25 protein-coding genes are annotated in these 25,342 nt (G+C 57.4%); 8 read left to right on the forward strand and 17 right to left on the reverse strand.

The genetic code is table 11. From position 1 onward, the window contains the following. The 12 genes from PPL01S_RS10955 to PPL01S_RS11015 all read right to left on the reverse strand — a co-directional run bounded on the left by PPL01S_RS10955 (window position 1) and on the right by PPL01S_RS11015 (window position 10,512). Window positions 1–318 (reverse strand): hypothetical protein, encoded by a 318-nt coding sequence (locus tag PPL01S_RS10955; protein WP_016393570.1) that lies wholly within the window; start codon window positions 316–318, stop codon window positions 1–3. Further along, entirely contained in the window at window positions 302–685 is a 384-nt protein-coding gene (fliS, locus tag PPL01S_RS10960) for a flagellar export chaperone FliS (protein ID WP_016393569.1), read from the reverse strand. Before fliS ends, PPL01S_RS10955 begins: the two co-directional genes overlap by 17 nt. A 9-nt stretch (window positions 686–694) precedes the next feature. Next, on the reverse strand, window positions 695–2,020 hold the full coding sequence (fliD, locus tag PPL01S_RS10965; protein ID WP_028624997.1) for a flagellar filament capping protein FliD: 1,326 nt from the start codon (window positions 2,018–2,020) through the stop codon (window positions 695–697). A gap of 742 nt (window positions 2,021–2,762) precedes the next feature. Further along, the gene (gene flgN, locus PPL01S_RS10975) at window positions 2,763–3,197 is read right to left on the reverse strand and encodes a flagellar export chaperone FlgN (protein ID WP_016393566.1); all 435 of its coding nucleotides are present in this window, start codon (window positions 3,195–3,197) and stop codon (window positions 2,763–2,765) included. Then, complete coding sequence (flgM, locus tag PPL01S_RS10980; RefSeq protein WP_033743035.1) at window positions 3,194–3,475, reverse strand: flagellar biosynthesis anti-sigma factor FlgM; 282 nt, start codon at window positions 3,473–3,475, stop codon at window positions 3,194–3,196. Before flgM ends, flgN begins: the two co-directional genes overlap by 4 nt. A gap of 75 nt (window positions 3,476–3,550) precedes the next feature. Continuing rightward, on the reverse strand, window positions 3,551–3,988 hold the full coding sequence (locus PPL01S_RS10985; RefSeq protein ID WP_028624998.1) for a flagellar FliJ family protein: 438 nt from the start codon (window positions 3,986–3,988) through the stop codon (window positions 3,551–3,553). Between the two features lie 24 nt (window positions 3,989–4,012). Further along, complete coding sequence (locus tag PPL01S_RS10990; protein WP_028624999.1) at window positions 4,013–5,332, reverse strand: FliI/YscN family ATPase; 1,320 nt, start codon at window positions 5,330–5,332, stop codon at window positions 4,013–4,015. Window positions 5,333–5,335: 3 nt separating this feature from the next. Continuing rightward, entirely contained in the window at window positions 5,336–6,016 is a 681-nt protein-coding gene (gene fliH, locus PPL01S_RS10995) for a flagellar assembly protein FliH (RefSeq protein WP_028625000.1), read from the reverse strand. A gap of 10 nt (window positions 6,017–6,026) precedes the next feature. Then, window positions 6,027–7,082, reverse strand: coding sequence for a FliG C-terminal domain-containing protein (locus tag PPL01S_RS11000; RefSeq protein ID WP_028625001.1), 1,056 nt, complete (start codon window positions 7,080–7,082; stop codon window positions 6,027–6,029). Beyond that, a complete protein-coding gene (gene fliF, locus PPL01S_RS11005; RefSeq protein WP_028625002.1) occupies window positions 7,054–8,715 on the reverse strand; it encodes a flagellar basal-body MS-ring/collar protein FliF in 1,662 nt (553 codons plus the stop codon). The genes PPL01S_RS11000 and fliF overlap by 29 nt, the downstream gene beginning before the upstream one ends. 19 nt (window positions 8,716–8,734) lie before the next feature. Further along, window positions 8,735–9,067: a flagellar hook-basal body complex protein FliE gene (gene fliE / locus PPL01S_RS11010; protein WP_028625003.1), complete on the reverse strand. Its 333-nt coding sequence runs from the start codon at window positions 9,065–9,067 to the stop codon at window positions 8,735–8,737. Between the two features lie 47 nt (window positions 9,068–9,114). Next, on the reverse strand, window positions 9,115–10,512 hold the full coding sequence (locus PPL01S_RS11015; RefSeq protein ID WP_169740060.1) for a sigma-54 interaction domain-containing protein: 1,398 nt from the start codon (window positions 10,510–10,512) through the stop codon (window positions 9,115–9,117). A gap of 450 nt (window positions 10,513–10,962) precedes the next feature. On the opposite strand from PPL01S_RS11015, the gene PPL01S_RS11020 reads away from it, so the two are divergent. The 7 genes from PPL01S_RS11020 to PPL01S_RS11050 are packed head-to-tail and all read left to right on the forward strand — an operon-like array spanning window position 10,963 to window position 17,230. Continuing rightward, window positions 10,963–11,802 carry a FliM/FliN family flagellar motor switch protein gene (locus PPL01S_RS11020; RefSeq protein WP_028625005.1) on the forward strand — a complete coding sequence of 280 codons (840 nt, stop codon included), beginning with the start codon at window positions 10,963–10,965 and terminating at the stop codon, window positions 11,800–11,802. Beyond that, window positions 11,799–12,170, forward strand: coding sequence for a flagellar motor switch protein FliN (gene fliN / locus PPL01S_RS11025; RefSeq protein WP_016393555.1), 372 nt, complete (start codon window positions 11,799–11,801; stop codon window positions 12,168–12,170). The genes PPL01S_RS11020 and fliN overlap by 4 nt, the downstream gene beginning before the upstream one ends. Further along, window positions 12,167–12,934 (forward strand): flagellar type III secretion system pore protein FliP, encoded by a 768-nt coding sequence (fliP, locus tag PPL01S_RS11030; RefSeq protein ID WP_016393554.1) that lies wholly within the window; start codon window positions 12,167–12,169, stop codon window positions 12,932–12,934. The genes fliN and fliP overlap by 4 nt, the downstream gene beginning before the upstream one ends. Further along, the gene (locus tag PPL01S_RS11035; protein WP_028625006.1) at window positions 12,934–13,206 is read left to right on the forward strand and encodes a flagellar biosynthetic protein FliQ; all 273 of its coding nucleotides are present in this window, start codon (window positions 12,934–12,936) and stop codon (window positions 13,204–13,206) included. The genes fliP and PPL01S_RS11035 overlap by 1 nt, the downstream gene beginning before the upstream one ends. A gap of 25 nt (window positions 13,207–13,231) precedes the next feature. Then, entirely contained in the window at window positions 13,232–14,011 is a 780-nt protein-coding gene (fliR, locus tag PPL01S_RS11040; RefSeq protein ID WP_033743039.1) for a flagellar biosynthetic protein FliR, read from the forward strand. Further along, window positions 14,001–15,131, forward strand: coding sequence for a flagellar type III secretion system protein FlhB (gene flhB / locus PPL01S_RS11045; protein ID WP_028625007.1), 1,131 nt, complete (start codon window positions 14,001–14,003; stop codon window positions 15,129–15,131). The genes fliR and flhB overlap by 11 nt, the downstream gene beginning before the upstream one ends. A 2-nt stretch (window positions 15,132–15,133) precedes the next feature. After that, the gene (locus PPL01S_RS11050) at window positions 15,134–17,230 is read left to right on the forward strand and encodes a flagellar biosynthesis protein FlhA (RefSeq protein WP_028625008.1); all 2,097 of its coding nucleotides are present in this window, start codon (window positions 15,134–15,136) and stop codon (window positions 17,228–17,230) included. Window positions 17,231–17,272: 42 nt separating this feature from the next. Here PPL01S_RS11050 and PPL01S_RS11055 read toward each other — a convergent pair whose 3' ends face one another. The 5 genes from PPL01S_RS11055 to PPL01S_RS24630 form a co-directional block, all read right to left on the reverse strand. Continuing rightward, window positions 17,273–17,542 carry a hypothetical protein gene (locus PPL01S_RS11055; protein ID WP_016393549.1) on the reverse strand — a complete coding sequence of 90 codons (270 nt, stop codon included), beginning with the start codon at window positions 17,540–17,542 and terminating at the stop codon, window positions 17,273–17,275. Window positions 17,543–17,633: 91 nt separating this feature from the next. After that, window positions 17,634–21,311, reverse strand: coding sequence for a type VI secretion system membrane subunit TssM (tssM, locus tag PPL01S_RS11060; protein ID WP_028625009.1), 3,678 nt, complete (start codon window positions 21,309–21,311; stop codon window positions 17,634–17,636). Window positions 21,312–21,326: 15 nt separating this feature from the next. After that, complete coding sequence (gene tssA, locus PPL01S_RS11065) at window positions 21,327–22,763, reverse strand: type VI secretion system protein TssA (protein WP_016393547.1); 1,437 nt, start codon at window positions 22,761–22,763, stop codon at window positions 21,327–21,329. After that, entirely contained in the window at window positions 22,751–23,434 is a 684-nt protein-coding gene (gene vasI / locus PPL01S_RS11070; protein ID WP_248694055.1) for a type VI secretion system-associated protein VasI, read from the reverse strand. Before vasI ends, tssA begins: the two co-directional genes overlap by 13 nt. After that, the gene (locus tag PPL01S_RS24630; protein ID WP_081833280.1) at window positions 23,431–24,318 is read right to left on the reverse strand and encodes a Clp protease N-terminal domain-containing protein; all 888 of its coding nucleotides are present in this window, start codon (window positions 24,316–24,318) and stop codon (window positions 23,431–23,433) included. Before PPL01S_RS24630 ends, vasI begins: the two co-directional genes overlap by 4 nt. Before the next feature lie 401 nt (window positions 24,319–24,719). Here PPL01S_RS24630 and tssB point away from each other — a divergent pair, with 401 nt between their 5' ends. Further along, window positions 24,720–25,220 carry a type VI secretion system contractile sheath small subunit gene (tssB, locus tag PPL01S_RS11085; RefSeq protein WP_016393544.1) on the forward strand — a complete coding sequence of 167 codons (501 nt, stop codon included), beginning with the start codon at window positions 24,720–24,722 and terminating at the stop codon, window positions 25,218–25,220. Window positions 25,221–25,342 lie beyond the last annotated feature (122 nt).

The following is a 25,342-nucleotide window of genomic DNA, read 5'->3' on the forward strand; positions in this document are numbered from 1 at the left end:
CTAAGCCACTCCCTGGTCGCTGCCGGCCAGAAAGTAAGCAGTACGCCCTTCGCTGTGCTCGATATGCCGGTTGAGGACGCTGCGCAAACGCTCAGACTCGACACGACCGGCCTCCAGCACTTGCGTATACCGCTGTCTGAACAGCGCCAGTTGACTGACGACCTCGCCTGCAATTGCTCCGCGGCCCTGCAACTGCTGCAACTCCAGGCGTATCACGCCATCGAGTTCGCCGATCGCTGCCCAGTCACGCGCGAGCCACAGCTGACCCAGCCGAGACTGCAACAATGCGAGTCGATTACGATCATTTTCGGGCAGCATTGACACCCTCCCAGCCCTCGCGTAACTGCTCCAGCAGGTACACCACCTCATCCAGCCCCGGCAGCGACAGCGATACACTGACATCCACCAAACGGTGCAAACAGTAATCGTATAGTCGCGACAGCGACTGCACGACCTCGCCCCCCATGTCGTAATCAAGGCAGCTGTTGAGTGCAGAGAGGATGTTCATGCATTTCTCCAGCGATTTCCCTTTTTGGGCGTAACGCTGGGCCTCGATATGCCCACGCGCGCGACTCAACTCATCGAGCAGGCCGTCGAACAGCACCAGAACCAGCTCATAGGGCGACGCTGAGCTGGCCCGGACTTCCAGATCGACCGTGCGATAGCTTTCATAGCTCTCATTCATTTCTTGGGCTCAAAAATACATGGCAAAAGTTTGCGTCATTGCGTTGAGGGCCTGCTCCGTTGCAACCAATTGCTTGAGCTTGCGCCCATAAGAGGCGTTTTGTTCTGCTTCGATGCTTGTTCGCTTGTGCTGGAGTTCCTTCAGCCGTGTGGTGATGCTGTCTTTTTGCGCTTTCATGGAACCGCTGGTGCGATTGGTGTAGGGCGCAAGTGACTCGCTCAAGCGGTCGAGCAACTGGCCTTTACCAGTGATCAGCTTGTCCAGTGCTTGTGGGTGGCTATCCACCATCCTGTCGAGGACTTTGTCATCGAGGCTGAACTTGCCGTCGCGGGTCGCCCGCAGGCCGAAGTCCAGCAAGCTTTTGTTTTCTGCATCGGGGAAACTCTTGCGCACCTCGGTTCCGAGCAGATATTTAACCGCACGGATGATGGGGGTTCCGGCCAGCACCCCACGCCGCCCCTTTTCACCCCCTGGAGCCGACAGGCTATCAACGTCGCTCAACAGTTTGTTGATGGCGGTGATGAAGTCCTTGACCTTTTCCTTGGTGGCCGGCTTGTCACGACAAATATCCAGCATCAAGGGTGTCTCGCCAGCCTCATGGGCCTTGCTGACCGTCACACTGACACCCTCGACCAGGTCCTTGAACGTGTTCGAGTCTTGCTGGAACCTCAAGCCATTTTCATTGCCTAGGTAAACAACTGCATCTGCGCCTTCAGATAAAATCCGCCGCCCTTCAAGTGAAGCGATCAACTGCTCGCCTGCATTTGAAGACCTCAAAGTGAACTGTGAATCTGCCCCTGTTTTTTGCGACGTCAATACCACTGACACTTCACCCTGACTTCGAGCCAGAGTAGCCTTTACACCGCGGTTGTCAGGATGTTTATTAATAGCTGCGGCAAGTGCTTCCTGAGAGACTTGACCGTTACCTTCACTACCTACCGCTGCTAAATCAACCTCAAATTCCGCGCCATTTTGGCTAATCCACAAACTACCGCTGTCGCCCACATTTTCTCCCAGACCGCTGAGTGAGAGCTGATGGACGCGAGCGATCTGTCCGATGAATAATGAATAGGAGCAATCTTGCGCATTGGCACCGAGCGTCGCGCTGGCCATGCCGTCTTTGCTGAATGCAGCAGTGCTTACCAGCAGGCTTTTGCCCGGCCCCTGCATGCCCTTAACAACGCCCTCGAATGACTGGAGTGCATTGTCTAGTTCTAAGACAGCAGACTGCTCTGCCTTGCACCGTTCCGACTGTCGATTTACCTGGTCCTTGTTTATCTGGACCTGTTTCTTTACACAGTCCCACGCCTGCTCTTGGATTGACTGAATTGGCATATTGAATTCCTCCTCGCCATGCCAAATAGCAAAACCAATGCCAACATTTAAATCATTGTTTTTAAAGGAAATTATCTGATAACGAACGAAATAAGATTTCCCCTATTGCCTTGCTCATGATGGGTCGGCGGAAACACCTCTTCCGCACCACTGCTGTGCAACGCATGCCTTACAGACGCGAGCGGATTGAATTCATTAACTACGCCTCTTCACGGGCAGATAGACGCCGCGCTGAAACAACTTGATCATTTGAGCAGCGCTACAGGCAGGCGAACATGCGCTCGATGATTTTGCGCCGACCACGCTGGCTCGCTGGAGTACTGCCCTCGCTCAGGAGGGGTGGGGCATAGCTGATGTCACTGGCCTGGCCGCCAGGAACGAGGAAGAGCAACGGTGTTCCGTTGGCGGCGCAGAGCATGTGGATTTTGGTTATTAGGCCACCGCAACTGTGGCCTGGAGGGTGATCAGCAGGCTCGTCAACCCGCTTTTTGGCGACCGCCAGATGAGGCTCGGATTGCACGCAGAGCTGGCGAGCCAATCAGGCCTTGATCATTGAGCTTGCGATGGAATCGAAAGCACCCCACAGAACACCCGCAAGCATCAGCCGATCACTGGCGCGCGACCTGCCTGTAATGCGGGTTCCAGTGAGAAGTTCAGTGCCCCACCCTATGCTTCGCCCGAGGACTCATGAACCTCGATTCTTAAGCGGCGCAAGCGCAATGCGCGGGATTTCGTGAAGCACCTAGTAGGAAGGCTGGTAAATATGCGCAGGCTCTCGATCAAGTACCCGCTGGAGGATTTCACTCTGCATCGCGAGTAATTTGCCATTTCGCTCATTGAGGACGCGACAGCGTTCGACCTGCGCCCGCAGACCCGACCAGGCACTCAGCAACGCGGCCCGACGACCGGGCTCGAACAACCCGAAGAGTTTCTCCATCGCCTGCTCATCGACCGGCAAACGAAAGGCTTCCATGACCTTTCTCCGACGCTGAACACGCACTACTGCCGCATCCAGCAACGCGGTGATCTGCTGGTTGCTGATGTCGATCTGCACAGCGTCGCGCACAAGCAACAAACCATGAAGCCGATTCATAAGCTCGACCAATCGGTTATAAGCCTGGAAGTCCTCGCCCACGTCCCGCTCAATGACGCGCAGCAGTTGCTCGCGTCGACTCACCTGTCATCACCGCGATGAAAGGCCACCATCGCTGCTGCCAAGGATGAATTGTCGAGCGTCAACTCACCGGCCGCCAGCTCGCTCTGGATTCTCCCGACCTTTTCCAGGTCTACTTGCGGCATCCGAGCGAGCTCCTGCTGGATTTGCCCGAGCGCGGCCTGGGTCGACGCCCGCGGCACAGCCACAACCGGAGAAGCACTGGCGTGCTCGCAATGACTCGTCGCCCGCGCTTCATTGGTGTTACTCAAACGGATAGTGGGCTGCCCGGTGACTTTCATAATGACGTCCAGAATTGGGTATGAATGGAATAGGCGACCACTCGGACCGCGACTTAAATCGAATTTTCCATATTCTCAGAATTCGGATGAAGCCTTGAGGTTGCGCCACCAGACCTGGGAAGCCAAGCCATCCTGTCTGCCCTGTTCCTGACGACCCAACTCCGTTTGCCTGTCGCGCACCTTGACCTCAATGACCTGGGTGAGCACTTTCGCAACGCGCACCGCTTGCATCAGTTGGTTCTGCAAATGCGCCAGGTGTTCTTGCGCCACCGCCAGCTCCCGCACCTGAAGGTTGATCATGCCATGCAGAGTAGCTTTGTATTGCTGCTGATTCTGGCGCTGCACCGCCGAAGTGACGGTATTGTCGTACCCGCACAGGCGGTTCAAGCCGACGATATTCTCGCGATAACGATGACAAAGCATCTGCTGATAATCGACCCGTCCCTTCGCCTGGCGCACCTCAATACCGCGCAGTGTGGCAAGCCGGCTCAAGACATCTATACGATCTTTCATAGCCCACTCATTTTCAACGGCTGATTATTTAACGATGTGCTGCAAGGCCTCGATACTCAACGACAGTTCCGCCCTCGCATTGACGTCCTGGCGCAGAAAGCGCTCCATGCCGGGCCAGAGTTTGACGGCACGGTCGGTGCCTGGGTCCATGCCCGGCGTGTAGCCGCCAAGGGGAATCAGGTCTTGGATGCGCTCATAGATCCCGACATACTCCTTGAACGCTCGCGCCGCCTTGAGGTGCAGATGACTTCCCACCTGGTTCATGCAGCGACTGACTGACGCGGCAACATCAATCGCCGGATAATGGCCGATATCCGCCAGCTTGCGCGACAGCACGATGTGCCCGTCAAGAATGGCGCGGGCGCAGTCGACGATTGGGTCTTGCTGGTCATCGCTTTCGGCCAGCACCGTGTACAGGGCACTGAGGCTACCTTGAGCGCCTTCACCATTACCTGCGCTTTCTACCAGCTCCGGCAACATGGCGAACACCGAAGGCGGATAGCCTTTGGTCGCTGGCGGCTCACCGAGCGCCAGGGCGATTTCACGCTGAGCCATGGCATAGCGCGTCAGGGAGTCGACCAGCAACAGCACGTCCTTGCCCTGATCACGAAAATAAGCAGCGATGCTGTGGCACAGTTCCGCAGCCTTGAGGCGCATCAGCGGTGACTCGTTGGCCGGCGCGACAACCACCACCGCCTTGCGCAGCCCCTCCGGACCAAGCGATTGCTGAATAAATTCCTGCACCTCGCGGCCGCGCTCACCGATCAGCCCAACCACCACCACATCAGCCTTGGTCTGCCGGGTGATCATGCCAAGCAGGACACTCTTGCCCACACCACTTCCGGCAAACAGACCAACCCGCTGGCCCTTGCCCATGGTCAGCAATGCGTTGATCGCCCGCACGCCAACATCCAACGCTTCCGTCACCGGCTGACGCTTAAGCGGATTGACCCTGGGCAACTCGGTCAACAGTTCGTCACGCCCGGTCAGCTTGCCCAGGTCGTCCATGGGCTCCCCCAGACCGTTGAGCACCCGCCCCAGCCACGACTCATCGATTTGCAGCAGCGCCTCGTCCTTGACCGGAAAAACCCGTGAACCGGAGCTGAGCCCCACCGGCTTTTTGAACGGCATCAGATAGGTAATCTCCCGATTGAAGCCGACCACCTGGGCATCGAGCATACCGCCGCCCGCCTGCTCGACCTGGCAGCGCCGCCCGCTCACTCGCTGGCAACCCAGGCTTTCCAGAAGCATTCCCGACATGCGCACCAGCCTGCCGCTGACCGTGGCCAGCTGTACCGCATCCAGCGAACGCAGGGCTTCATCCAGTTCGAAGCGTTTGAACACGGACTACTCCTCGGTCAGTTGCAAATGACCGGACAAGGTTTTGACGCAAGCGTCCAGGCGCTGCTGACAACCGACGTCGACCTCAGCCTGGGGCGTGACGATGCGGCACTCACCCAACGCCAGGGTTTCATCAGCCACCAATCGCCAGGCCTCGGCACGGTCAGGCGCCAGGTCTTTGATTTGCGCATATTCCTGAGGGTGCAGCTGGATATACATGTCATCCATCTCCACCGCCATCCCCGCCAGCGCTTCTTCGACCAGGGCTAACAACTGTGCGGGATTGAGGGTCAACTCGCAGCGAATGACCTGTTCGGCGACTTTCTTGACCAGCGCCAACAATTCCTGGCGACGCTTGAGTTCGAAACTCTCGAAAAAGACGCTGAACTGGCGAGTGATCGCCTCCAGAGGCGCACTGGCCTGATCGAAGGCCTGACGCCCCTCCAGCCGCCCCTCCCGCAAACCATCCTCACGACCCGATTCAAGACCATCGCGCTGTCCCTGCTCGCGTCCTTGAGCGAGACCTTCCAGATAGCCCTTTTCGTTACCTTCCTGAAAACCGTCGGCGACAGCCCGCTGTACGGCGACCGGATCGTCCACCCACGCCTGTCCCTGGCGGTCCGGCAAGGGCGGAAAACGAAATGGCCGCCACTCACGGCACTTGTTCTTTACCACTTTGATCGACACGTGGTGCACCTCACTCGACGGTTTGTTCGCGGAACAGTTGTATGGCCAGACCACCGTCAGTCGCCATCTCACGAACCACGGCCATGATTTCTTTGCGTACCTGCTCAATCCGACTCAGCGGCACGGGCCCCTGGCGCCGATTCTGCGCTTCCATCTGCTGCATCTGGCGCCGCGGCATGGCCCCTTGTATCGCCTTGGTTAAGGCTGGCTCAGCCCCCTTAAGGGCCACGACCCACTCACTCAGCGGGATAACCTCCAGAAGGGTCTGCAGCACTTCCTGGCTCTGCCGCGACAGAATGAAGAAGTCGTACATCTCGTCTTCGATTTTTTCCACCAGCGTGTCATCGTGCCCGCGCAACATCTCGAACATCTGCGCCCGATCACCTTTGAAACGATTCATGATATCGGCAGCTTGCTTGACCCCCCGCACCTGAGAACCCTGGCTAGAAAGTACCGACACGCTGCGCTCGATCAATTGCTCGAGCTCCTTGATCACATCGCCGTTAACTTCGTTGAGGTTGGCGATCCGGTACAGCAGCTCGTCCTGACGCCAGCTCGGCATGCTTTCCAGCACTTCACTGGCCATGCCCGGCGGCAAGAAAGCCAGGAACACGGCCTGCATCTGCGCATGCTCTTTGGCAATCAGCGTGGCGAACTGTTTGGGGTCAACCCATTCGAGCTTGACCATCTTGGTACGGATTTCTTCGCCATAGATGCTATCGAGCAAGCTGCGGGTAATGTCGCTGCCCAACGCCTTGCCTAACATGCCTGCCAGGTAGCTGCGCGAAGCCCCCTTGATGCTGCTTTGCTCTTTGTAATCTTCGAAGAAACGCAAGATCACTTCCGAGACCATCGGTTGCTTGACGTTACTGAGCCTGGCCATGGTCTGGCTGATGATGACGATCTCTTCCCGCGAGAAGTGCCGCAACACACCGGCAGAGGCGCAGTCGCCCATGCTCAACATGAGAATCGCAGCCTGCTCAGTCGAACTCATCGATCGGGTTTGTGCTGTTCGCGCACGCAGCTGCTGCACGGCATCAACTGGACGGAGTGAGGGTACTTTCATTACGACCTATCCACTGCTTGATCACTTCCGAAACACGTTCGGGATCGTTGTTGGCTAACATCTGCAGGTGCTCGACCTGTAGCTCAAGACCTGAGCCCGGCGCCGGCAGACTGACTTCCGAGAGCGGGTTGAATCCGTCGAGCATGCTGGCAGCATTACGGCCAGTTTCACCCGCAGGCAGCAAATGCTCTTCGGTGCTTGGTTCGACCTTAACTTCATGCGCCAATGCAGGGGTAGATTCAGCAGTCCGCCCCATCAAGCGCGCGAGTGCCGGACGCACAACGAGCATCAGCAACAGCAAACTGATTAGGCTGAACACTCCGAGCTTGATAAGCGCGTAAATGTGTTCGTCCTGCCACCAGGCAGGTTGCACTACTGACAGGTCCGCGGCAGCAAACGGGAACACACTCAAGGTCAGTACGTCGCCACGGCTGGCATTGAAACCGGCTGCGCTTTTGAGCATTGCTTCAAGCTCGGCCCGCGCCGCAACAGGCCAGCCACCATCAGCTTCGCTCGTGGCATTAAGGACCACGGCGATACTCTGGCTACGCAATTTGAACGGCGAGTGTTTGACATGGGTAACGCTCTGATCGTAGTCGATCTTGCGCGTCGACTCTTTACGCAAGGAGGTGGCGCCCTTGTCGGCGACCGACAACTCGCTCCCTTGTTCAGGGCCCTGAGCAGTCTGCGGAATCGGACGATTGCTTAGTGATCCCGGCACCCCCAGGGCCAGTTGGTCCATTACGCTTTCATCCTGGAGGATCTCATTACGCAGGCGCGGTGTATCACCGAAAGCCTGAACGGTTTCCTCCTTTTGGCTGAAATCGATGTCGGCGGTCACGCTAATACGGTAGTTACCCAGACCTAGCAAAGGTGCAAGCACCTGCTCGACATTGGTCACGGTCTTCTGCTGGTAATCATCCACCACTTGCCAGCTCTGTACCGGTCCACCCGTGGCAGTGATGCCACGGGACAGGAGCGCGCCATACTGGTCGACCACGCTGACATCACCGACTTGCAACCTGGTTACGCTGTTAGCCACCAGGTTGATGATGGCCCCCACCTGCTCCGCACTGAGCTTTTTCCCCGGACTCATTTGCAATATGACCGAGGCCTTGGCGGGATCACGGTTGCTGATGACGAATGAGCTGTTTTCTTGCATCGCCAGATGCACGCGTGCACTGTCGATCCCCTTGAGGGTCATGATGGTACGGGCCAACTCGCCTTCCAGGCTTCGCTTGAGGCGCACATCCTGGACAAATTGGCTAGTGCCCAGCGGCTCTTCCTTGTCGAACACCTCATAGCCAGCTGGGACCGCCACCTGTACACCCTTAGCGCTGAGCAACATGCGTGAGCGCCCCAGATCGGTATCGCGCACCATGATCTGGCCACTTTGCGGGTGCACCTGATAAGGGATTCGCTCCGCATCCAACACCTGCATCACTTCGGCGGCCGGGTATGGCTCGCCAGCGCCATACAGCGGGCGAAGCGCCCCTTGGTCGCGCCACAGATATAAGACCACGCTGATAGCCAGCACAGCGGCTGAAGCCGCCATCAGGCCCAACGCCACACGCTGGTCCAGCTTAAAGCTGTCCCGCAGCATTAGAAATCGGTTATTGATCGCTTGCAGCACGTTAAGCACCTACTCTCAGTCACACCGGCATTCTCATCACATCATCGAAAGCCTTGGCAAATTGGTTGCGCACTTGCAGCAAGGCACTGAATTCAACATCGGCCTTCCGGCTCTTGATGATCGCCCCGGCCAAGTCGTCGCTCTGACCGCTATCGACCGCAGCCATGGCATTGCTGGCCAGGTGCTGCTGAGCATCAACCTCGCGCATCACCTGGTTGAAAGCCACGCTGATCCCACCCCTGACAGGCTGGTCAAACACGGCAGCCTGTCGAATGACGGGGGTGTGCATCTGATGCTTGGCTTGTTCCATCTGACCCAGCATCTGCTGCTGAACACTCAGGATTGAACTCATGGGCAATTCTCCACAGGGGTTGCCAAAGGAATGGTGGGTAAAAAGATTCAGAACGCGGGTAGTTGCACGCCTTGCTCGCGCATGGCGCTCAGGCGATACCGCAAGGCACGTGGCGTCATGCCCAGACTTTGCGCAGCCTTGCTTTTGTGCCCATCGAACTTGCGAATAGTGTCGAGGACATGTTGGTACTCAGCGCACTTGCCCGAAGCCCGCAACGCTGCCCTGCCGTCGAACGGCGCCGATCGCTCCGTAGGGGCCGCGCGCGCCCCTGCCGGCAAGCCCAGATCCTGAGCCTGGATAAACAACCCCTTGCGCATGACCAGCGCACGCTGCAGGGTGTTTTCCAGTTCGCGGACATTGCCCGGCCAGTCGTGCAATAACAGCGCACGGCTAGCCGCGTCGGTCAACAGATCGTCAGCCTGTTCTTGAGGCGCATAACGGGCAATAAACCGCCTGCTCAACGGCAGGATATCGTCCGGGCGATCCCGCAACGGCGTAATGTGTAAAGGCAGCACGTCCAGGCGGAACATCAGATCGGCGCGAAACCTTCCTTCGGCTACTTCCAGTGTTAAATCCCGGTTAGTGGCTGCGATAACGCGGACATCCAGCTTGATCTGCTTGTGCCCACCCAGGCGCTCGACGCACTGCTCCTGCAGCACACGCAGTAACTTTGCCTGCAGGCCCAACGGCAGCTCGCCGATCTCATCGAGCAACAGCGTGCCGCCATTGGCCATTTCGAACTTACCCGACTGGGCACTGACCGCCCCTGTGAATGCGCCACGCTCATGACCGAACAACAGTGACTCGAGCATTTGTTCGGGGATGGCTGCGCAATTGACAGCCACAAAAGGCGCTTTGTCTCCGGTGGCAAATTGATGGATGTAACGCGCCATCATTTCCTTACCCGTGCCGGTTTCACCCGTAATCAGAATCGGCGCCCTGGTGACTGCCACGCGTTGCGCCATCGCCAGCAATCGACGTCCGGCCTGGGAGCACGAGACAAAGCTTTCCTGGACGGCAACAGACGCCTCCTGACGCTTTAACAGGCCAGTGATTTGTGACTCGCTGAACGGTGCCAGCAGATAGTCCACACAACCATTGTCCAATAATGCGGCAGCACGACTTTGCTCGGCATATGCGACGATCGGAACCACACTGACATGCGGTACCCGGCCAATCAAAAGATCAGCTTGGAGGCGCAATGCATTATCGGAAAGTCGACTAACAAACAAAAACACCAACGCACCCTGAGCCAACAGCTTCGTATCAATTTGCGAGCACGTGTCATAGCAAGCAATATGACAACACTGCGAACGAAGCGTGTCTACCAATAGGGCGTAACCACTATCATCGCCACTACCGACCACCACAACTGTCGACGGCCCAGCAGGACTGCCAAGCGCTTCAGTGCGCGAATAATTAAAAGTCTGACCGACCGTTCTCACCGTTTGTACCTGCCATATAGATAGTGCGGGCGAAACTCGTCAACCGATAACGCGAGGACTGCCACCCTCGTTGCATAGGCGATATTGCTGACTCGTCGCGATGGGGTTCGCCGTCGTTGGCATGGGCATTCGGGCCACGTGAAACGGCACGACCTTGTGCGCAAGCAAACTCTAGAGGCAATGAGGAGTACCGGTAAAATCAGATACCGTCAAAAACGCGCAAACCCCTATGAAAGCGCAGCTTTGACAGCTTTTGATTTAACCTGGCCGCCGCCAACCCTTACACTTGGAATGCTCTCAAAGCGATGCCTCCGGCCCTTGCCGCACGCGAAAGGTCAAAGGTCTTGGTGCCAGTGACTCGTTATTCACCTATCCGAATCCGCTGCCCGTGTTACACGACCCGGTGTACAGGGACGCAACGCGGCGTCTACTAGGAAAACAGCATTTACCATGATCGGTCACAAAAAAGTTCTGCACAGGGTGCCTGTAGAGCACCTCACATTTTTGAAGCCAGATAAGCTTGGTCGAAACTACCATAAGGTACCAGAGCATATAAAATGGATGACAGGAAAGCACCCAAGAGCGATCACCGATTATGTGTTGAGCCATTACAGAATCAATGTAGACATGCGTGACATCCGGATTCAGGAACACTTCACTGAACTACCTGAATGCCGCTACCGCTCCGCCATCGGTAACGTCGGTTTCAGCATTGAGCGCCCGTTACTGGCTGAATTTCTGGAAAGTTACTACGGTGGCACCACCCTGCTTTTGCAAGATACCCCGCCTGTCAGTGCTTCGGAAAACCGGATGCGTGAGCGCCTGGGTGTCGACATTGCAAAGATCTGCGTACGCCTTCTGCTCAGCGGCACACCACTTGACGATTTCGACGCGTCCATCAGCGCTTACGAAGAAGTGCTCTGGAGCTATCGGATCGAGTTTGTATGTTGCAGCCTGGCTACCGGAGCGGAGTCGTCCATTTACCTCTACCTGGACTCGCAGGTTGCGGATGAGTTGACCCGGCGACTGACCGACGAACCTTCGACCCTAGCCAGTGATGGCGCTGGCCGGCGTATCACCCAATTGCCCGTGCAACTGGATTGCGTACTGGCCAGTACGCAGATGCCACTTTCTGACGTCCTTGCCCTGCAGCTTGGTGACATCCTGATGGCGCGTCTGCTGGATCGCTGTGAGGTGCACATCAAGCAACAAAAACTGTTCTACGGGGCCATCTCCGAAGATAACGGTGCCTTGTTTCTAACCTCCCTGGACAGCGTGAAAAACCAATGAAATCCACCCTTTCCGATAGCGAACTCGACAACTTGTTTGATGACTCCAACCTCGATCTGGAAGCCAGCATCAACGAAACCCTCTGTACACCACCGGCTGAGCCGCTGGCGCAGAAGGATTTGAAATTCTTCGGCAATATCCCCGTCAGCGTCACGCTGGAAGTGGCCTCCACAGAAATTTCTTTGCGCGAACTGATGGATGTCGGCACTAGCAGCGTCATCGCGCTCGACAAGCTGGCCGGGGCGCCACTTGATGTGAAGGTCAATGGTGCACCCTTCGGCAAGGCTGAGGTGGTGGTAGTGAATGGCAACTACGGCCTGCGAATCGTTGAGTTGAGCGGCTCCAACCTGAGCGACCTGGCCGGATGAACATCAAACGTTGGCCGATTGCTTGCGGCCTGATACTGAGTACTTGGCTTGCCCCGCAAGCGGCGTTCGCCGTCGGTGGGGATATTTCCCTGTTCAACCTCAACGACAGCGACAACGGCCAGGTACTGAGCATCAAGGTGCAGATCCTGATCTTGATGACATTGCTGGGGTTTCTACCGGCAATGCTGATGATGATGACCAGTTTCACGCGCTTCATCATCGTTCTGGCTATTCTGCGCCAGGCCCTCGGACTGCAGCAAAGCCCGCCCAACCAAATCCTGATTGGTATCGCGCTGTGCTTGACCATGCTGGTGATGCGACCGGTTTGGCAGGACATCTATCAGCATGCCTATGAACCGTTCCAGAACGACGAGATCTCTATGGAGCAAAGCCTGCAGTTGGCCAAGAAGAGCCTGAGCGGGTTCATGCTCGCTCAAACCAACAAGGCTTCACTGGAGACGATGGTGGCCCTGGCTCATGAACACTTGCCGGAAAACCTTGAAGAACTGGATTTTTCCCTGTTGCTGCCCGCCTTCGTGCTCAGTGAGGTCAAGTCAGCATTCCAGCTGGGGTTCATGATCTTCCTGCCGTTTCTGGTTATCGATCTGGTAGTCGCGAGCGTACTGATGGCGATGGGCATGATGATGCTCTCGCCGATGATGATTTCCTTGCCCTTCAAGTTGATGATTTTTGTCCTTGTCGACGGCTGGGCTTTGTTGATGGGCACCTTGGCTACCAGTATCCAGCCCTTCGGAGGTTCCTGATGTTGACGCCGGAAGCCGCGGGGGACCTGGTGATCAATTCCATTCTAATCACAGTACTTATCGTCTGTGTACTGGTGGTGCCGAGCCTGCTGGGGGGGCTGCTGATCGGCGTGTTTCAAGCCGCGACCCAGATCAACGAACAAATGCTGAGCTTTTTACCGCGCTTGCTGATCACTCTCGGCATGTTGATGTTCAGCGGACACTGGATCATGCGAACCCTCAGCGATCTGTTCATCGAAAGTTTCATGCAAGCTGGGAAACTGGTGGGCTGACGCCATGAATGTAAATGTGCCCCTGATGCAGGCGGGCGACTATCTGCATGCGCTACAAGGTTATTGGTGGCCTTTCTGCCGCCTGATGGCGGTCTTCAGCATGGCGCCCTTGTTCAATCACAAGGCGACACCCAATCAGACCCGGATTCTGCTGGCGCTTGGAATCACTGCCGCCATTAGCGGAGCCCTCCCCAGCCCTCCCCTGATCGATCCCCTGTCGGCCAAAGGCCTGCTGACCGCATTGGAGCAGGTCACCTTCGGCCTGGTGCTCGGCTTGTCGCTGCAACTGGTGTTCACTGTCTTTAGCGTGGTCGGCGAAGTGGTGTCTACGCAGATGGGCATGAGCATGGCCCGCTATAACGATCCAGTTAACGGTGTCTCCTCGTCCTCGATCATCTATCAGCTCTACTTCGTCTCGCTGGCGCTGCTGTTCCTGTCCATCGACGGCCACTTGCTTGTCGTCAGCGTACTGTACAAAAGTTTCATCCTCTGGCCCGTCGGCAGTGGCTTGAACTACCTGAGCTTCATGATCTTTGTGCAAGCCAGCGCCTGGGTCTTCAGCGCAGCCGTGCTGATGACCCTGCCGATGATTTTCTGCATGCTCCTGGTGCAGTTCTGCTTCGGCCTGCTCAACTGTATTTCGCCGGCAATGAACCTGTTTTCCCTTGGCTTCCCTAGCTCCATCCTGGTTGGTCTGTTGTGCGTCTATATGACCATCCCCAACCTGCCGGAGAACTACTTGCACCTGACCTGGGAATTGCTGGACAACATTCATCGCATGATGGACGCCCCGCATGTCCAATAACAACGCAGAGGAAAAAACCGAAGGCGCATCAGAACAGAAATTGCGCAAGAGTCGTGAGGATGGTCAGGTTTCCCGTTCCAAGGATCTGTCTACCGCCGTTTCCCTCCTGGCGACGCTATTAGTGCTCAAACTAAGCGTCACCTCACTCTACGGAGAACTACAGCGAAACTTCCGCCTATCGTTCTTGAATTTTCACACCAGCGAAATCTCCCAGGACGATCTGGCGTTGGTACTGACTCACAACCTGGGGTTGTTTGTAAAAATACTGGCTCCCTTGCTGGTGGTCAATGTGATGGTAGTGCTGTTTTCGCTGGTACCCGGCGGCTGGCTATTTGTTGCTAAAAACTTCTACCCAAAATTCGAAAAGCTAAACCCGATCACCGGATTGGCGCGGATCGTCTCTGCGCAAAGCTGGACGGAACTGCTCAAATCCCTGGCCAAAGTTACCGTACTGCTTGGGGTGGCCTGCGTGTTAATCAGCGATGCCATTCCCCAGCTGATCGCGCTGCAACGCACCAACCTGACAACAACGATCGGCGCAGCCATGGCAATGTTGTTCAACACCATGCTGGCCCTGCTGGGCATGTTCGTTGTCTTTGCGGTAATCGATGTGCCCATTCAGAAATACTTCTTCCTCAAGAAACTACGTATGAGCAAACAGGAGCGTAAAGAGGAGCGAAAAAACCAGGAAGGCCGACCGGAAGTAAAGGCCCGGATCAAGCAGGTCCAGCGTCAGATGGCCCAACGTCAGATCGGTAAAGTCATCAAGACCGCCGACGCTATCATCGTTAACCCTCAGCATTATGCGGTGGCGCTGAGGTATGACACGCAAAAGGCCCAGGCCCCCTATGTCATCGCCAAGGGGGTGGATGAAATGGCCCTGTACATCCGCAAGATGGCGGTGGCCAACAAATTGGAAGTCATCGAGATACCACCACTGGCGCGGGCGATCTATTTCACCACCCAAGTAAACCAGCAAATCCCGGCTCCGCTTTACACTGCCGTGGCAAATGTATTGACCTACGTTTTAAAACTCAAAGCCTACAGAAATGGCCTACGGGCCAAACCTGAGCAGCCGAAAAACCTCCCAATCCCCGAATGCATGGCGAACAAGGCGTAATCATGAACGTACTGCACAACCTCCTTCCAACCTTGCGAAGCGGACGGATCGGGATACCGGTCATCATCCTGTCGATTCTGGCAATGATCATACTGCCGTTGCCGCCGCTGCTGCTGGATATTCTGTTTACCTTCAACATTGCCATGGCCATTCTGGTACTCATGGTGAGTGTTTCATCGAAAAGTCCGCTGGATTTCTCGCTGTTCCCCACCATTATCCTGATCACCACCTTATTGCGTCTGACCCTCAACGTGGCATCGACCCGCATTGTCCTGCTAGAGGGCCACACCGGTACCGGTGCGGCGGGTAAAGTCATCGAGGCATTCGGCGAAGTGGTCATCGGTGGTAATTTTATCGTCGGTATGATCGTGTTCGTGATTTTGATGATCATCAACTTTATGGTTGTGACCAAAGGTGGTGAACGTATTTCGGAAGTCACTGCGCGCTTTACCCTCGACGCCCTGCCCGGCAAGCAAATGGCGATCGATGCCGACCTCAATGCCGGCTTGATAACCCAGGAACAAGCACAAAAGCGGCGTCAGGTCATCGCCAAGGAGGCGGATTTTTACGGCGCGATGGACGGCGCCTCCAAGTTCGTTCGAGGCGACGCGATTGCTGGCATCCTGATTCTGGGCATCAACCTGTTCGGTGGCTTTGCCATTGGCATGCTCGTCTACGAATTGCCTGCAGGCCTGGCTTTCCAACAGTTTGCCTTGCTGACCATCGGTGATGGTTTGGTCGCCCAGATTCCTGCCCTGCTGCTGTCGACCGCAGCGGCATTGATTGTCACGCGTATCAATGAGTCAACAGAAATAACCACCCAGGTACGTCGTCAGTTGCTGGGGTCACCCAGCCTGCTGTACACCGTCGCAGGCATCCTGCTGGTACTGGGTATCGTCCCCGGCATGCCCCATGTCGCGTTTCTCTGTTTTGCCGCCACCGTGGCGTTTCTGGCGTGGTGCGTGATGCGCTTCCAGCCGCCCGCCGAGGCCATAGAACTTGAAGCTGTCGAGGCCCTTAGCGATGCCATGCAGCAAAAGCACGCTCAGAATCTGACTTGGGAAGACATACCCCAGGTCGAGCGGCTCTCGGTTTCACTTGGCTATAAACTAGTCGGCCTGGTAAATGAGGCCGCGGGCGCCCCCCTGACCCAACGGATACGTGGATTGCGCCAAAATCTCTCGCAGAGCCTGGGGTTCCTGCTGCCGGAAATTCAGATTCGCGACAACCTGAGACTCAAGCCAGCCCACTATTCGATTCACATCAATGGCGAGCACATCGAAGGCGCGGAACTCCACACAGAACGCCTTATGGCGATCCCTTCGGCCGAACTTTATGGTGAGGTGGACGGCATTCTGGGTATTGATCCTGCCTACAAAATGCCAGTGGTGTGGATTGAAACATCACAAAAAAGCCGGGCGCTGAACCTGGGCTACCAGATCATCGACTGCGCAGGCGTGATTGCCACGCATCTGAACAAAGTGATCCGCGATAACCTGATGGATATCTTCAAGCACGATGACGTCGACCATCTGATGCAACGTCTGACAGAACTGGCTCCTAAACTGGCTGACAGCTTGAGAGGGCAGCTCACCTATACCCAACAGCATCGGGTATATCGGCAATTGTTGCTGGAAAACATCTCACTTCGCGACATTGTGAGCGTCGCGACTGCAATGCTGGAAGGCAGTGAGAACACCAAGGACCCGATACTGCTGGCAGCAGATGTACGTTATGCACTACGACGCGGCATCGTCGGCAAACTCATCGGCGCACAGGAGGAGATCAACGTCTTCGTACTCAACAACGCGCTGGAAAATACATTACTGAGCGCCTTGAGCATCGCCCAGCAGGCCGGCGCTGTCAGTCTGGACAGCGTCCCTGTGGAACCTAACCTGCTCAACCAGCTTCAAAACACAATGCCGGTCGTCAAAGAAAAGCTGCGCAAGGAGGGCCATCCCCCCGTGTTGACAGTGATGCCACAGCTGCGTCCGTTACTGGCACGCTACGCAAGAGTGTTCAGCCCTGGACTCCATGTGCTGTCACAAAACGAGATTCCGGAAAACGTCAGCGTGAACATCGTAGGGGCACTGGGTTAATTACAGTATCCAGGCAGGACGCCAAATTTCCCTCAAGGCTTATCATCTTAGTTTGTCTGCGGCGGGCAGGACGAAGGTGATTTCATCCTGTGGAGTGAGCAGGACCAGGGTGAAGTCGCCCTGGTACCGCATGCGCCGCACGCTCATGCCCTCGAAACGGCCATAGACACCCCCGATGACGATGCCCTCCGCCAGGCGCGGCATGTCGGCGTAGAGGTTGCCGTGGAGCTGGGTGAACAGCGCAGCGAAATCGTCGCTGCGCATGTTAGCGCAGCGGAACATGAACTGCTTGCGGATTGTGCCGGCGGACACCGTGGCGAACACCTTGGGCTGGGACGGGACAGGCACGCTAGCAGGTGTGCATGACAGGGGCGTGACGAATTGGGCTAATACACGCTACGCCCTACACTTCAGTTCGGGCTCGGAGGCCTTCGTGCAGCAAGGTCTGAGGCAATACGAAGCCTTTGAAGAGCGTCTGCGTAAACGGATTGTTTGCCTTCTCCGTACTGATGCGATAGCGCATCCCGCCTTCTGGCACGGAGAACATGATGTCCACGCTGGTACTGGTTGCACCGTTCAGACGCGCCTGACTCAGCAGACGGTAGAGCGACCAGGGCCCGCGATAGACCAATCCATGACTGCTGCCGCCTGCGTTGATCAGGGTGACTCGGCTTTCGTTGCTGGACGCCAGGGTATTTGGCCAAATGAGCCCAGTACTGGTAGTGGGCCCATGGTTGTATGTGATCAACTGCCCTTCGACACTCAGCGAGCTGCTGCGTTGGCTGGGCGCCAGGCCCAAAGGCTCGACATAGAACTGCACGCCAAGCAGACCGCGGCTGTTGAAGAAGGCATCGCGGATGCGATCGGCCGATTCAAGTTGCGAAAGAACATCGGCACGTACCAGGTAGCCACCCAGGCGCTCGACGTAAAGCGCTTCGAGATTTTCTTCGACGAAGAGGTTCAAGTACTGATTGCGAAATTGTTGCAGCTTGCCTTGAGGGCCGAAGAACACGGTGAAGTCCTCGAGTGAAGCCTCTTCCCGACTGGCAGGATTGAACGGATAGCGGTTTGCCAACCGTTCACGGTAGAACCGATGGACGTCGGCGTCCCAGCGCCGTTCCAGTTCACGCAGAGCCTCCACCAGAATGACCCGCGAGGACTCATTGGCCAGTTTCGCCACCTGATGGTTAATCGGCTCAGGTAAATTGATGGCAATGCGTTGAAGGTTGGCAATGGGATCAGGGCCCTTCAACGAGAACCGCTCCAGCACGATGGCCAGAGCAGCCCTGCCACGGTCGGGACTGTCGTGAACAATTCGTACCGTGTCCTGCACGCTGCCGATAGCGATCATTGTTTCATCCAGAAACGTGCCCCGCTGCCCTTTGCCTTCCAGGAGCTGGGTCATGGGTGCGAAGGCTCGAGCGATTTCCATGACCGGTGGTGCCGACTCCGTGCCAGGGGTGTTGTAGGCGTTCTTGTCGACCTGGGCTGCCTTGTCGATATGCGTTTCTGTACTGCCCTTGATCGAGGCCGGTCTGACGCCGAACTCACTGTTGTCGCGTACTGTCTCCACCAGTCGCTGCAGGGGGGCTGCGGGGCTGACGACGCTACCCAGAACGCTGATCGCTTGGGAGATATCCTGGAAATCGCGCACCTCCAGTTGATTTAGATTGCGCTGCCAGCTGTCTACATAGTCACGACTGTAAATTGCTCGGATACGTTCTGCCAGGGCGGCCTTGTCAGCATCCGAATAATCGATTCCGTTACGCTCGCCGAGCGCCCACTGGTCGATCATTGCCAACTCCGTCAAGTCCTTGGCATGGGGGGCGAAGAAGTCCTGATAGCCCTTGGCGGTCAACAACGCATCAATACGACCGTTGGCTGACGACTCGGCGCCTTCGTCGTTGCTGGCAAGCTGAGGCTCGTAGACGATGTCGAAGGCAGGACCGATTTCGTTGCGCAGGTCCAGTGGAGAGCGCAGGGACATGCCTGCCTCTCGGCGCATGGTCATGTATACGCGTTGCGGCAGCGGAATCTGACGCAATTCTCTCTGCGCTGTTTCCACCCGTGACTGGTACTGGGGCAAGCGGGTATCGGCGTATTTCATGGCGTAGTCAAGATGCCTCGTCAGCGCACGCCGAACACGGACTTCCCTGGGGAATGCATCTTGCCAGTGCGCAGCCATCCAGCTTTCCACGATCGGCGGGCGGCGATTCTCACGATCTTCCATCATCCGGTACACGCGCAGGGCGGCCAATCGGGCGTCGCCATCGGTGTCAGTACCATCGAGCGCCGCCATCACCCCGCTGGCCAAGGCCGGCAGAAAGCGTTGCGACAACAGCGCCAGGTAAGCCTCATCGACCTTGGGGCCAATTGCACGCCCTTGATACAACCCCATGTCGGCCAGCACAGGCCAGGCATCGCGGTAGTCGCCATAGACAGCTACCGCGCCACCGATCTGGTTCAGCGGTTCCAGCAGATTGCGCCCGGTCGTATCCAGCTGGCCATCAATGGCATGGGCGCTGAAATCGCGGCTTCGCTCGAGGACATTGAGTGTTTTGTCGAGGTTGACGCTGTAGTAGTGATGCCAGCCTCCGATGATCACCATACTGACCAGCGAGGCAGCAGCGAAACGAAGGGCCAGCGCATGCTTTTTCTGTGCGAGGACCCGAGGATTATCACCGGCCAGGCCCGACTCGGGATAGATGATGCGCTGGAACAGGTTCTGGGCAAAATACACCAGCGCTCGTCCGCTGGGCTGCAGGTGATTGACCGGCTCACGAAGATCGTAGGACTGAGCCGCCGAGGCGATGAAAGTGTTGTTGAGCACCCCCTGCTGATAGACCGAGGAAAAGAATGCGCCGCGGGGCAAGGCAGGCGTCGCGAAGCGATCGCTGCCCATCACATCCTCCAGAAAGCCCAACAGCACCGGCCCGAGCCCCGACAGTTGTCTCACCAAAGAGTAGAGGGATTCACGCTGCACGGTTTCGCTGGCATCCGCCATGGCATCGAAAACCTTGTCGTTCAGCCGTTCGAGAAAGGCGTCATAGCGTACGCCCAACTCCTCCAGCCAAGCGTCGTAGTCGTGCAGGGAATCCAGCGTGAAGGTGAAACCGAAGACGTCCTCTCGTACTGATTTGGGCAGACGCGCGAACAAGGCGTCAAACCCCTCGAGCAGGTCGAACATGCTCAACACGACATACAAGGGCGGGCGCGTCCCCAGCTCCCGGTTGAGCTCAATCAACCGCGCACGCAGAACCACTGCCAATGCCTTGCGGTCGCTTGGTTTCTGGTTCAAGAGCGTAACCAGACTGACCATCAGCACGACGCCATTGAGCGGTCGGCGACTTCGATTGCGCCCCAGCCAGCTCACAAAGCTGTCCCAAAGACGCGCATGAAGGTCCTCGGGCAGGTTTGCCGTGAGTCGCCGCGCGGGGACACCCTGGGCGGCAGCCGCTTCACCCTGCCCGTCTACCTCGATCCGAGCCTGGCTGACAAGTTCTCCCGGTGGGTCGATCAAGACCGCTTGCTCGCCCATCCACCAATCGATGGTGTAGATCTGATCGGGATCCTTCTGCAGACGTCGGCTACCCGCTTTCACCTCCCCGGTCAACGAGAAACGCTGGTTGGAGCGATTGACGAAGCTGGTCTTGCCCGAGTTCTCCTGCCCCAGCACCAGGTACCAGGGCATCTGGTACAGAGCATTACGCCCTGTGAGATTGGACCGCAGCAGTGCCAAACTTCGGTCCAGCCCCCGCTCCTGAGCTTCCACGTAGCGCCGACAGGGATCAACCCGCAGTGCCTCATCATGCTGCCGCTCGGCTTCGAACAACCGGGTGCGTTGTCGAAGACGCAGCGCCCAGGTAAGCAGTGGAATGAACAACAGCACAACCGTTGCAAGGGCCCGAGCGGCCACACTGGCGAACGGATGTCGCTCGCTCACTGCCAATTGGGGCCCGAGCCACCAGATGGCAGCCACGGCCAAGCCCAAGAGCGTCACCAGCACCAAAGGCATTCCCGCTTTGAACTGGCGCGGCAGCGGGCGGCCGTATCGTTGGAGGTAGGACCAGATTTTCCACATGGCAATGCTCCCTGTTCAATTCTTGGATTCGACGCCAACCGACGCATGCCGCGCCAGGAGGTTGAAGAGCTCAGGCTCCCAGGCGCGTGCCGTGGCGCCTTCCATGACGCTGTGTGCTCGGGCATACAAGCCTTCGGCCAGCCATTCCAGTCCCCGGGATGCCAGAAGCTCGGCGGCAATGGCCATGACATGACAGCCATGGCGCACATCGTTCTTGCGCTGCTTGAGTGACTCCAGGGACCGGAGCATCACTTCCACGCCACCGGAGGCGAGCAGCGTGCGCAGCTCGTCGGCCACAGCCGAGTACTCCAGGCCAGATGCCACATATGCGTTTTCCGCCCCCTGCTCGGAACCGCTCAACCAGGCTTGGGTATCCCCATCGACGAAGGGCCGGCCATCAGCGAATTCCAGTTTGGCCAAGGCTGGTAGACGGGTGACGAATCGCTCGGCGGCCAGGCGAATGGCTTCGGCCACCCGTGGCATCTCCAACTGACCTGCGATCCGCGCCGAGAGGAAGCTTCCACGCAGCCAGTACGGCGATGCTGCCACGCTGCGCTCCACTTTCTGCAAAAGTGCCGGGTCGATGTTGCCGGCGCTCAGCACCTCGCCATAGCGGTCCGCAATATCTTTTGGCACCGCCATCAACTCGGTACGGTTGGCCTTGCGGGTCGATGGCGCCTGCGTCAGGTGCGCCCACAGCGCAAAACGCCGCAGCAAGTAGCCTGTCGGGTCATAGGCATCTTGCCTGGTGATGATTTCCGCAGCCGACAACAGCGAGCGACGGTTTTCTCGTTCGTTGCCCGGATGGGCCTGGAGAGGCACGAAAAAGGCATCCGTCACAACCTCGCGCTTGGCAGTCAGGTCAACGACCTGCTCGACCAATTCCGGCGCACGTTTGGATTCGGCATGCTGCCTCAATTTCGCTTCCAGCCGACTCAGTTCCGCCACATCGAGCTTGGTCAGTTCTGCGCAGGCATGGAGGGTGTCGAGCGCCTGTTGGCCGGCCTGATGGTAGTTTTCGGCATAGCCATCCAGCGACTGCAAGCCAGCACCCAGTCGCTCCAGGCATTGGGAGACCAGGCGGCGCTTGTTCAGGTAACCCGCGGCCCCTGGCTTGGGGTACCCGGACTCCCAATAGCGCTCCACCATGCCGGCCAGCACAGCGGCGGCGTCAGCCCAGCCATGCCAGTTGCACAAGCGCAATCGCGCCATTATCAGGTGGCCAGCCATGCGAAAATGCTTGCATTGATGGCTCAAGAAGCGTTGGGCACCTTCGTCGACAAAGGCCCAATCGATACTCCGCTCCTGCAAACCACCAAGCTTGATCATTTCGTCATCGATGCTATTGAACAGCTCATCCTCGGGGTCGAAGGCGCCCGCCGGGTGTCGATCATCCAGCGGGGCCATCAGGGCCTTGAGGTCGAGTGGGGGAAATTGCTTCACCAGCGACATGCCTCCCGCTGCTGCACAATCTGATGGGCCATCACGCTGACGTCGAAGCGCACGCCGTCGAAAGGGCCATGGTCGCTCTCGATTTCCAGCACCTGGCCTGGATGTGTCAGATGGCGCAACTGCTCGATGGCAACCAGCCCGCGGCCAGCGTCGATCACAGTGCCGTCGTCGAGTACCTGCCAAGGCCGGGCGTCGGTAATTGGCCGGCCATCCAGCAGCAATCTGATGCTCACGCGATTTACCGGCAAGGGCTTCGGTGCCAGCAACTGCAGCCGGGAAATGTTCGACAGGCAGCTGATCGCCAGGTACGGACGCGGCAAGGCGCCGCCCAGAGCCGGCGCGGAAATCACGACTTTTTCCTGCCCCGGCAGAACATCTGCGGCTCGGTTGACGAGCGATGCCGTCTGGTCGCTGCGCCGATCAGCTTCATTGGCACGGACCAGCACGACAATCTCAGGCGTCCTGTCGTCAGGCGCGACAGCCGCCGGTGCAGCGACAGAGGGCACTTGAAATGGAAACGGTGGCGTTCCGGCCATGGCGTCGAAGCAAGCGAGCCGCTCGACGGAAGATACGATTTGGGTGCAGTCCTGACTGGCTGCGCTGGCTTGCTGGTATGCGTCGCAACCTGATAACCCCAAGGCAGACACCATTGCCAGACTTTGCAATTTCATACGCTGCAATCCTCTGCGTCCAGACTTCTCTCACCACCCAGGCGCATCGTGTATGAGTAGGCCAGATTCATCGCCTTCACGACGCCCTCCTGCCCAACGACGCCGAGAACACGCCGTCGGCCCAAGCCACCACCACTTGCTCGATCTTTTCCCCGCGAGACAAGCAGTTGAGGACAGCCAGGGACAGCGGTGGAAGCAATTCGCCATCGATGCTCGCATCGAGCATGCGCGGTCTTGCGCCGGCGCGAGAGGATGTCGACCACCAGATCAATTTCCACGTCTCGACACAGAACAGGGTCTATGCGGCCATCGCGAGCCTGATCAGTGAAACTATGTCCGTACTTGACAAGCGCACTGTCATGCACCGTCGCATTCGCCGAACCGTCCGGCTCCGCGCCAATTCCAACAATTTCCGCAGGCCCTGATAGCAGCGTGGAAAAGCCTTTGCGCAGTGTTTCGCGATTGATTTCGGCGAACAACCGGATGGCCGCCAGAGGCAAGTAACGCGCGGGGTTGAGCAAGCTTGCCAGGAAAATTGCACCGCTTCGGACATGGGCCAGCCGGAGTTCGACCGAACTGAGCAGCCAAGCCTCCTGCAGCACTTCGATCAACAGCGGCGAGAACGATGGGTACTGGCTGTGAGAGCCGCCACGATCAGCGAACGCAGTGGACAAGGATTGCCTGGCCGCATCGACATCAAGCCCGGCTGCAGCCAGCGTAACGCGAACATCGCTCCCAGGCCGGTCGAGGAATGCCGCCAGCAGATGCGCAACGGTCACCTCCCCTTGGTGATGTTCGATACACAGGCTTCCTGCTTCCTCCACAGTGATCCTGCAGAAGGGACTCACACGTTCTAACAGCGCCGCCAAATCAACCGTGATCATTTCATGAAGCCCATTTCAAAGAGATAGCGTTTCCCTGTTCCGAGCAGCTCTATTATTCGAGCAGCCAACACCGACACGCGGAAGGTCATGTTCTGCGCACACTTCTAAAGTTGAGCGCGTGCGGAAAATGACGCCAGAGAGAAACACTCTTGAATACCCATTGCACATGGGAAATATCTCAAAGAAACAAAGAAAAATCCTCACGGCATCCCATCTAACGGAGCCAACTTACTTGACGCTGACTTTGGGAAATTTCCTATTCCTTTGACGTCTTGCCGCCATCTAGCCTCGAACCTCGTTGTCAGCGTGAGCATTCCACCGAGCAGCACGTTTTGGTTTTGCACCCGCGCCATGTCAACTGTGAACAACAAAATCATCTCGAACTTCCGAAGGAGTGGCTCATGGCAAACCAGCAGGGATCCGTTGCCCCAGGGGAGCGCATCAATATCACCTACGTTCCAGCGACCAATGGCCAACAAAAGGAAGTGGAACTTCCTTTACGCCTTCTGGTTACAGGTGACTTCCTGGGGCGTGAAGAAGAAGTGGCACTCGAAGATCGTATGCCGGTTCGCTTCGACAAGGACAACTTCAACGACGTGATGGCCGAACAGCATCTCGGCCTGAAGATGGACGTTTCCAATGTGCTTTCGGAAGGTACCGCCGACCTGCATGTCGACCTTGGATTCCGCTCTATCGACGACTTCAATCCAGATGCTGTCGCCCGCCAGATCCCCGAACTGAAGAAACTGCTGGAACTTCGCGAAGCGCTGGTCGCCCTCAAGGGACCGCTGGGTAATGTTCCCGCGTTTCGCAAACAGTTGCAGGCAATTCTCAGCGACAAGAGCGTGCGCAGCGAACTGGCAAAGGAACTGGAAGCAGTGCTGGGCGAGCGCCAGCCCTGATGCCGCCGTCTGCGTGTACACGCCTGGCTGAGCCACTGGTCTCGAGCACATCGTCAGATACAGGTATCGACACGGGCAGGACTGACGGCCACACGCACAGCCTCTTCACATTCAGGTTTCCA

Source organism: Pseudomonas plecoglossicida NBRC 103162 = DSM 15088 (genome assembly GCF_000730665.1).
Lineage (GTDB): Bacteria > Pseudomonadota > Gammaproteobacteria > Pseudomonadales > Pseudomonadaceae > Aquipseudomonas > Aquipseudomonas plecoglossicida.

Bases quoted from the DNA above. Each gene is read 5' to 3' on its own strand.
- tssB (WP_016393544.1), top strand. From the start codon at position 24,720: ATGGCAAACCAGCAGGGATCCGTTGCCCCAGGGGAGCGCATCAATATC.
- fliS (WP_016393569.1), bottom strand. From the start codon at position 685: ATGAATGAGAGCTATGAAAGCTATCGCACGGTCGATCTGGAAGTCCGG.
- vasI (WP_248694055.1), bottom strand. From the start codon at position 23,434: ATGAAATTGCAAAGTCTGGCAATGGTGTCTGCCTTGGGGTTATCAGGT.
- PPL01S_RS11020 (WP_028625005.1), top strand. From the start codon at position 10,963: ATGATCGGTCACAAAAAAGTTCTGCACAGGGTGCCTGTAGAGCACCTC.
- tssA (WP_016393547.1), bottom strand. From the start codon at position 22,763: ATGTCGCTGGTGAAGCAATTTCCCCCACTCGACCTCAAGGCCCTGATG.
- fliN (WP_016393555.1), top strand. From the start codon at position 11,799: ATGAAATCCACCCTTTCCGATAGCGAACTCGACAACTTGTTTGATGAC.
- PPL01S_RS10985 (WP_028624998.1), bottom strand. From the start codon at position 3,988: ATGAAAGATCGTATAGATGTCTTGAGCCGGCTTGCCACACTGCGCGGT.
- PPL01S_RS24630 (WP_081833280.1), bottom strand. From the start codon at position 24,318: ATGATCACGGTTGATTTGGCGGCGCTGTTAGAACGTGTGAGTCCCTTC.
- PPL01S_RS11000 (WP_028625001.1), bottom strand. From the start codon at position 7,082: ATGAAAGTACCCTCACTCCGTCCAGTTGATGCCGTGCAGCAGCTGCGT.
- fliR (WP_033743039.1), top strand. From the start codon at position 13,232: ATGCAGGCGGGCGACTATCTGCATGCGCTACAAGGTTATTGGTGGCCT.
- flhB (WP_028625007.1), top strand. From the start codon at position 14,001: ATGTCCAATAACAACGCAGAGGAAAAAACCGAAGGCGCATCAGAACAG.
- PPL01S_RS11035 (WP_028625006.1), top strand. From the start codon at position 12,934: ATGTTGACGCCGGAAGCCGCGGGGGACCTGGTGATCAATTCCATTCTA.
- PPL01S_RS11050 (WP_028625008.1), top strand. From the start codon at position 15,134: ATGAACGTACTGCACAACCTCCTTCCAACCTTGCGAAGCGGACGGATC.
- fliE (WP_028625003.1), bottom strand. From the start codon at position 9,067: ATGAGTTCAATCCTGAGTGTTCAGCAGCAGATGCTGGGTCAGATGGAA.
- fliP (WP_016393554.1), top strand. From the start codon at position 12,167: ATGAACATCAAACGTTGGCCGATTGCTTGCGGCCTGATACTGAGTACT.
- flgM (WP_033743035.1), bottom strand. From the start codon at position 3,475: ATGAAAGTCACCGGGCAGCCCACTATCCGTTTGAGTAACACCAATGAA.
- tssM (WP_028625009.1), bottom strand. From the start codon at position 21,311: ATGTGGAAAATCTGGTCCTACCTCCAACGATACGGCCGCCCGCTGCCG.
- PPL01S_RS10955 (WP_016393570.1), bottom strand. From the start codon at position 318: ATGCTGCCCGAAAATGATCGTAATCGACTCGCATTGTTGCAGTCTCGG.
- fliD (WP_028624997.1), bottom strand. From the start codon at position 2,020: ATGCCAATTCAGTCAATCCAAGAGCAGGCGTGGGACTGTGTAAAGAAA.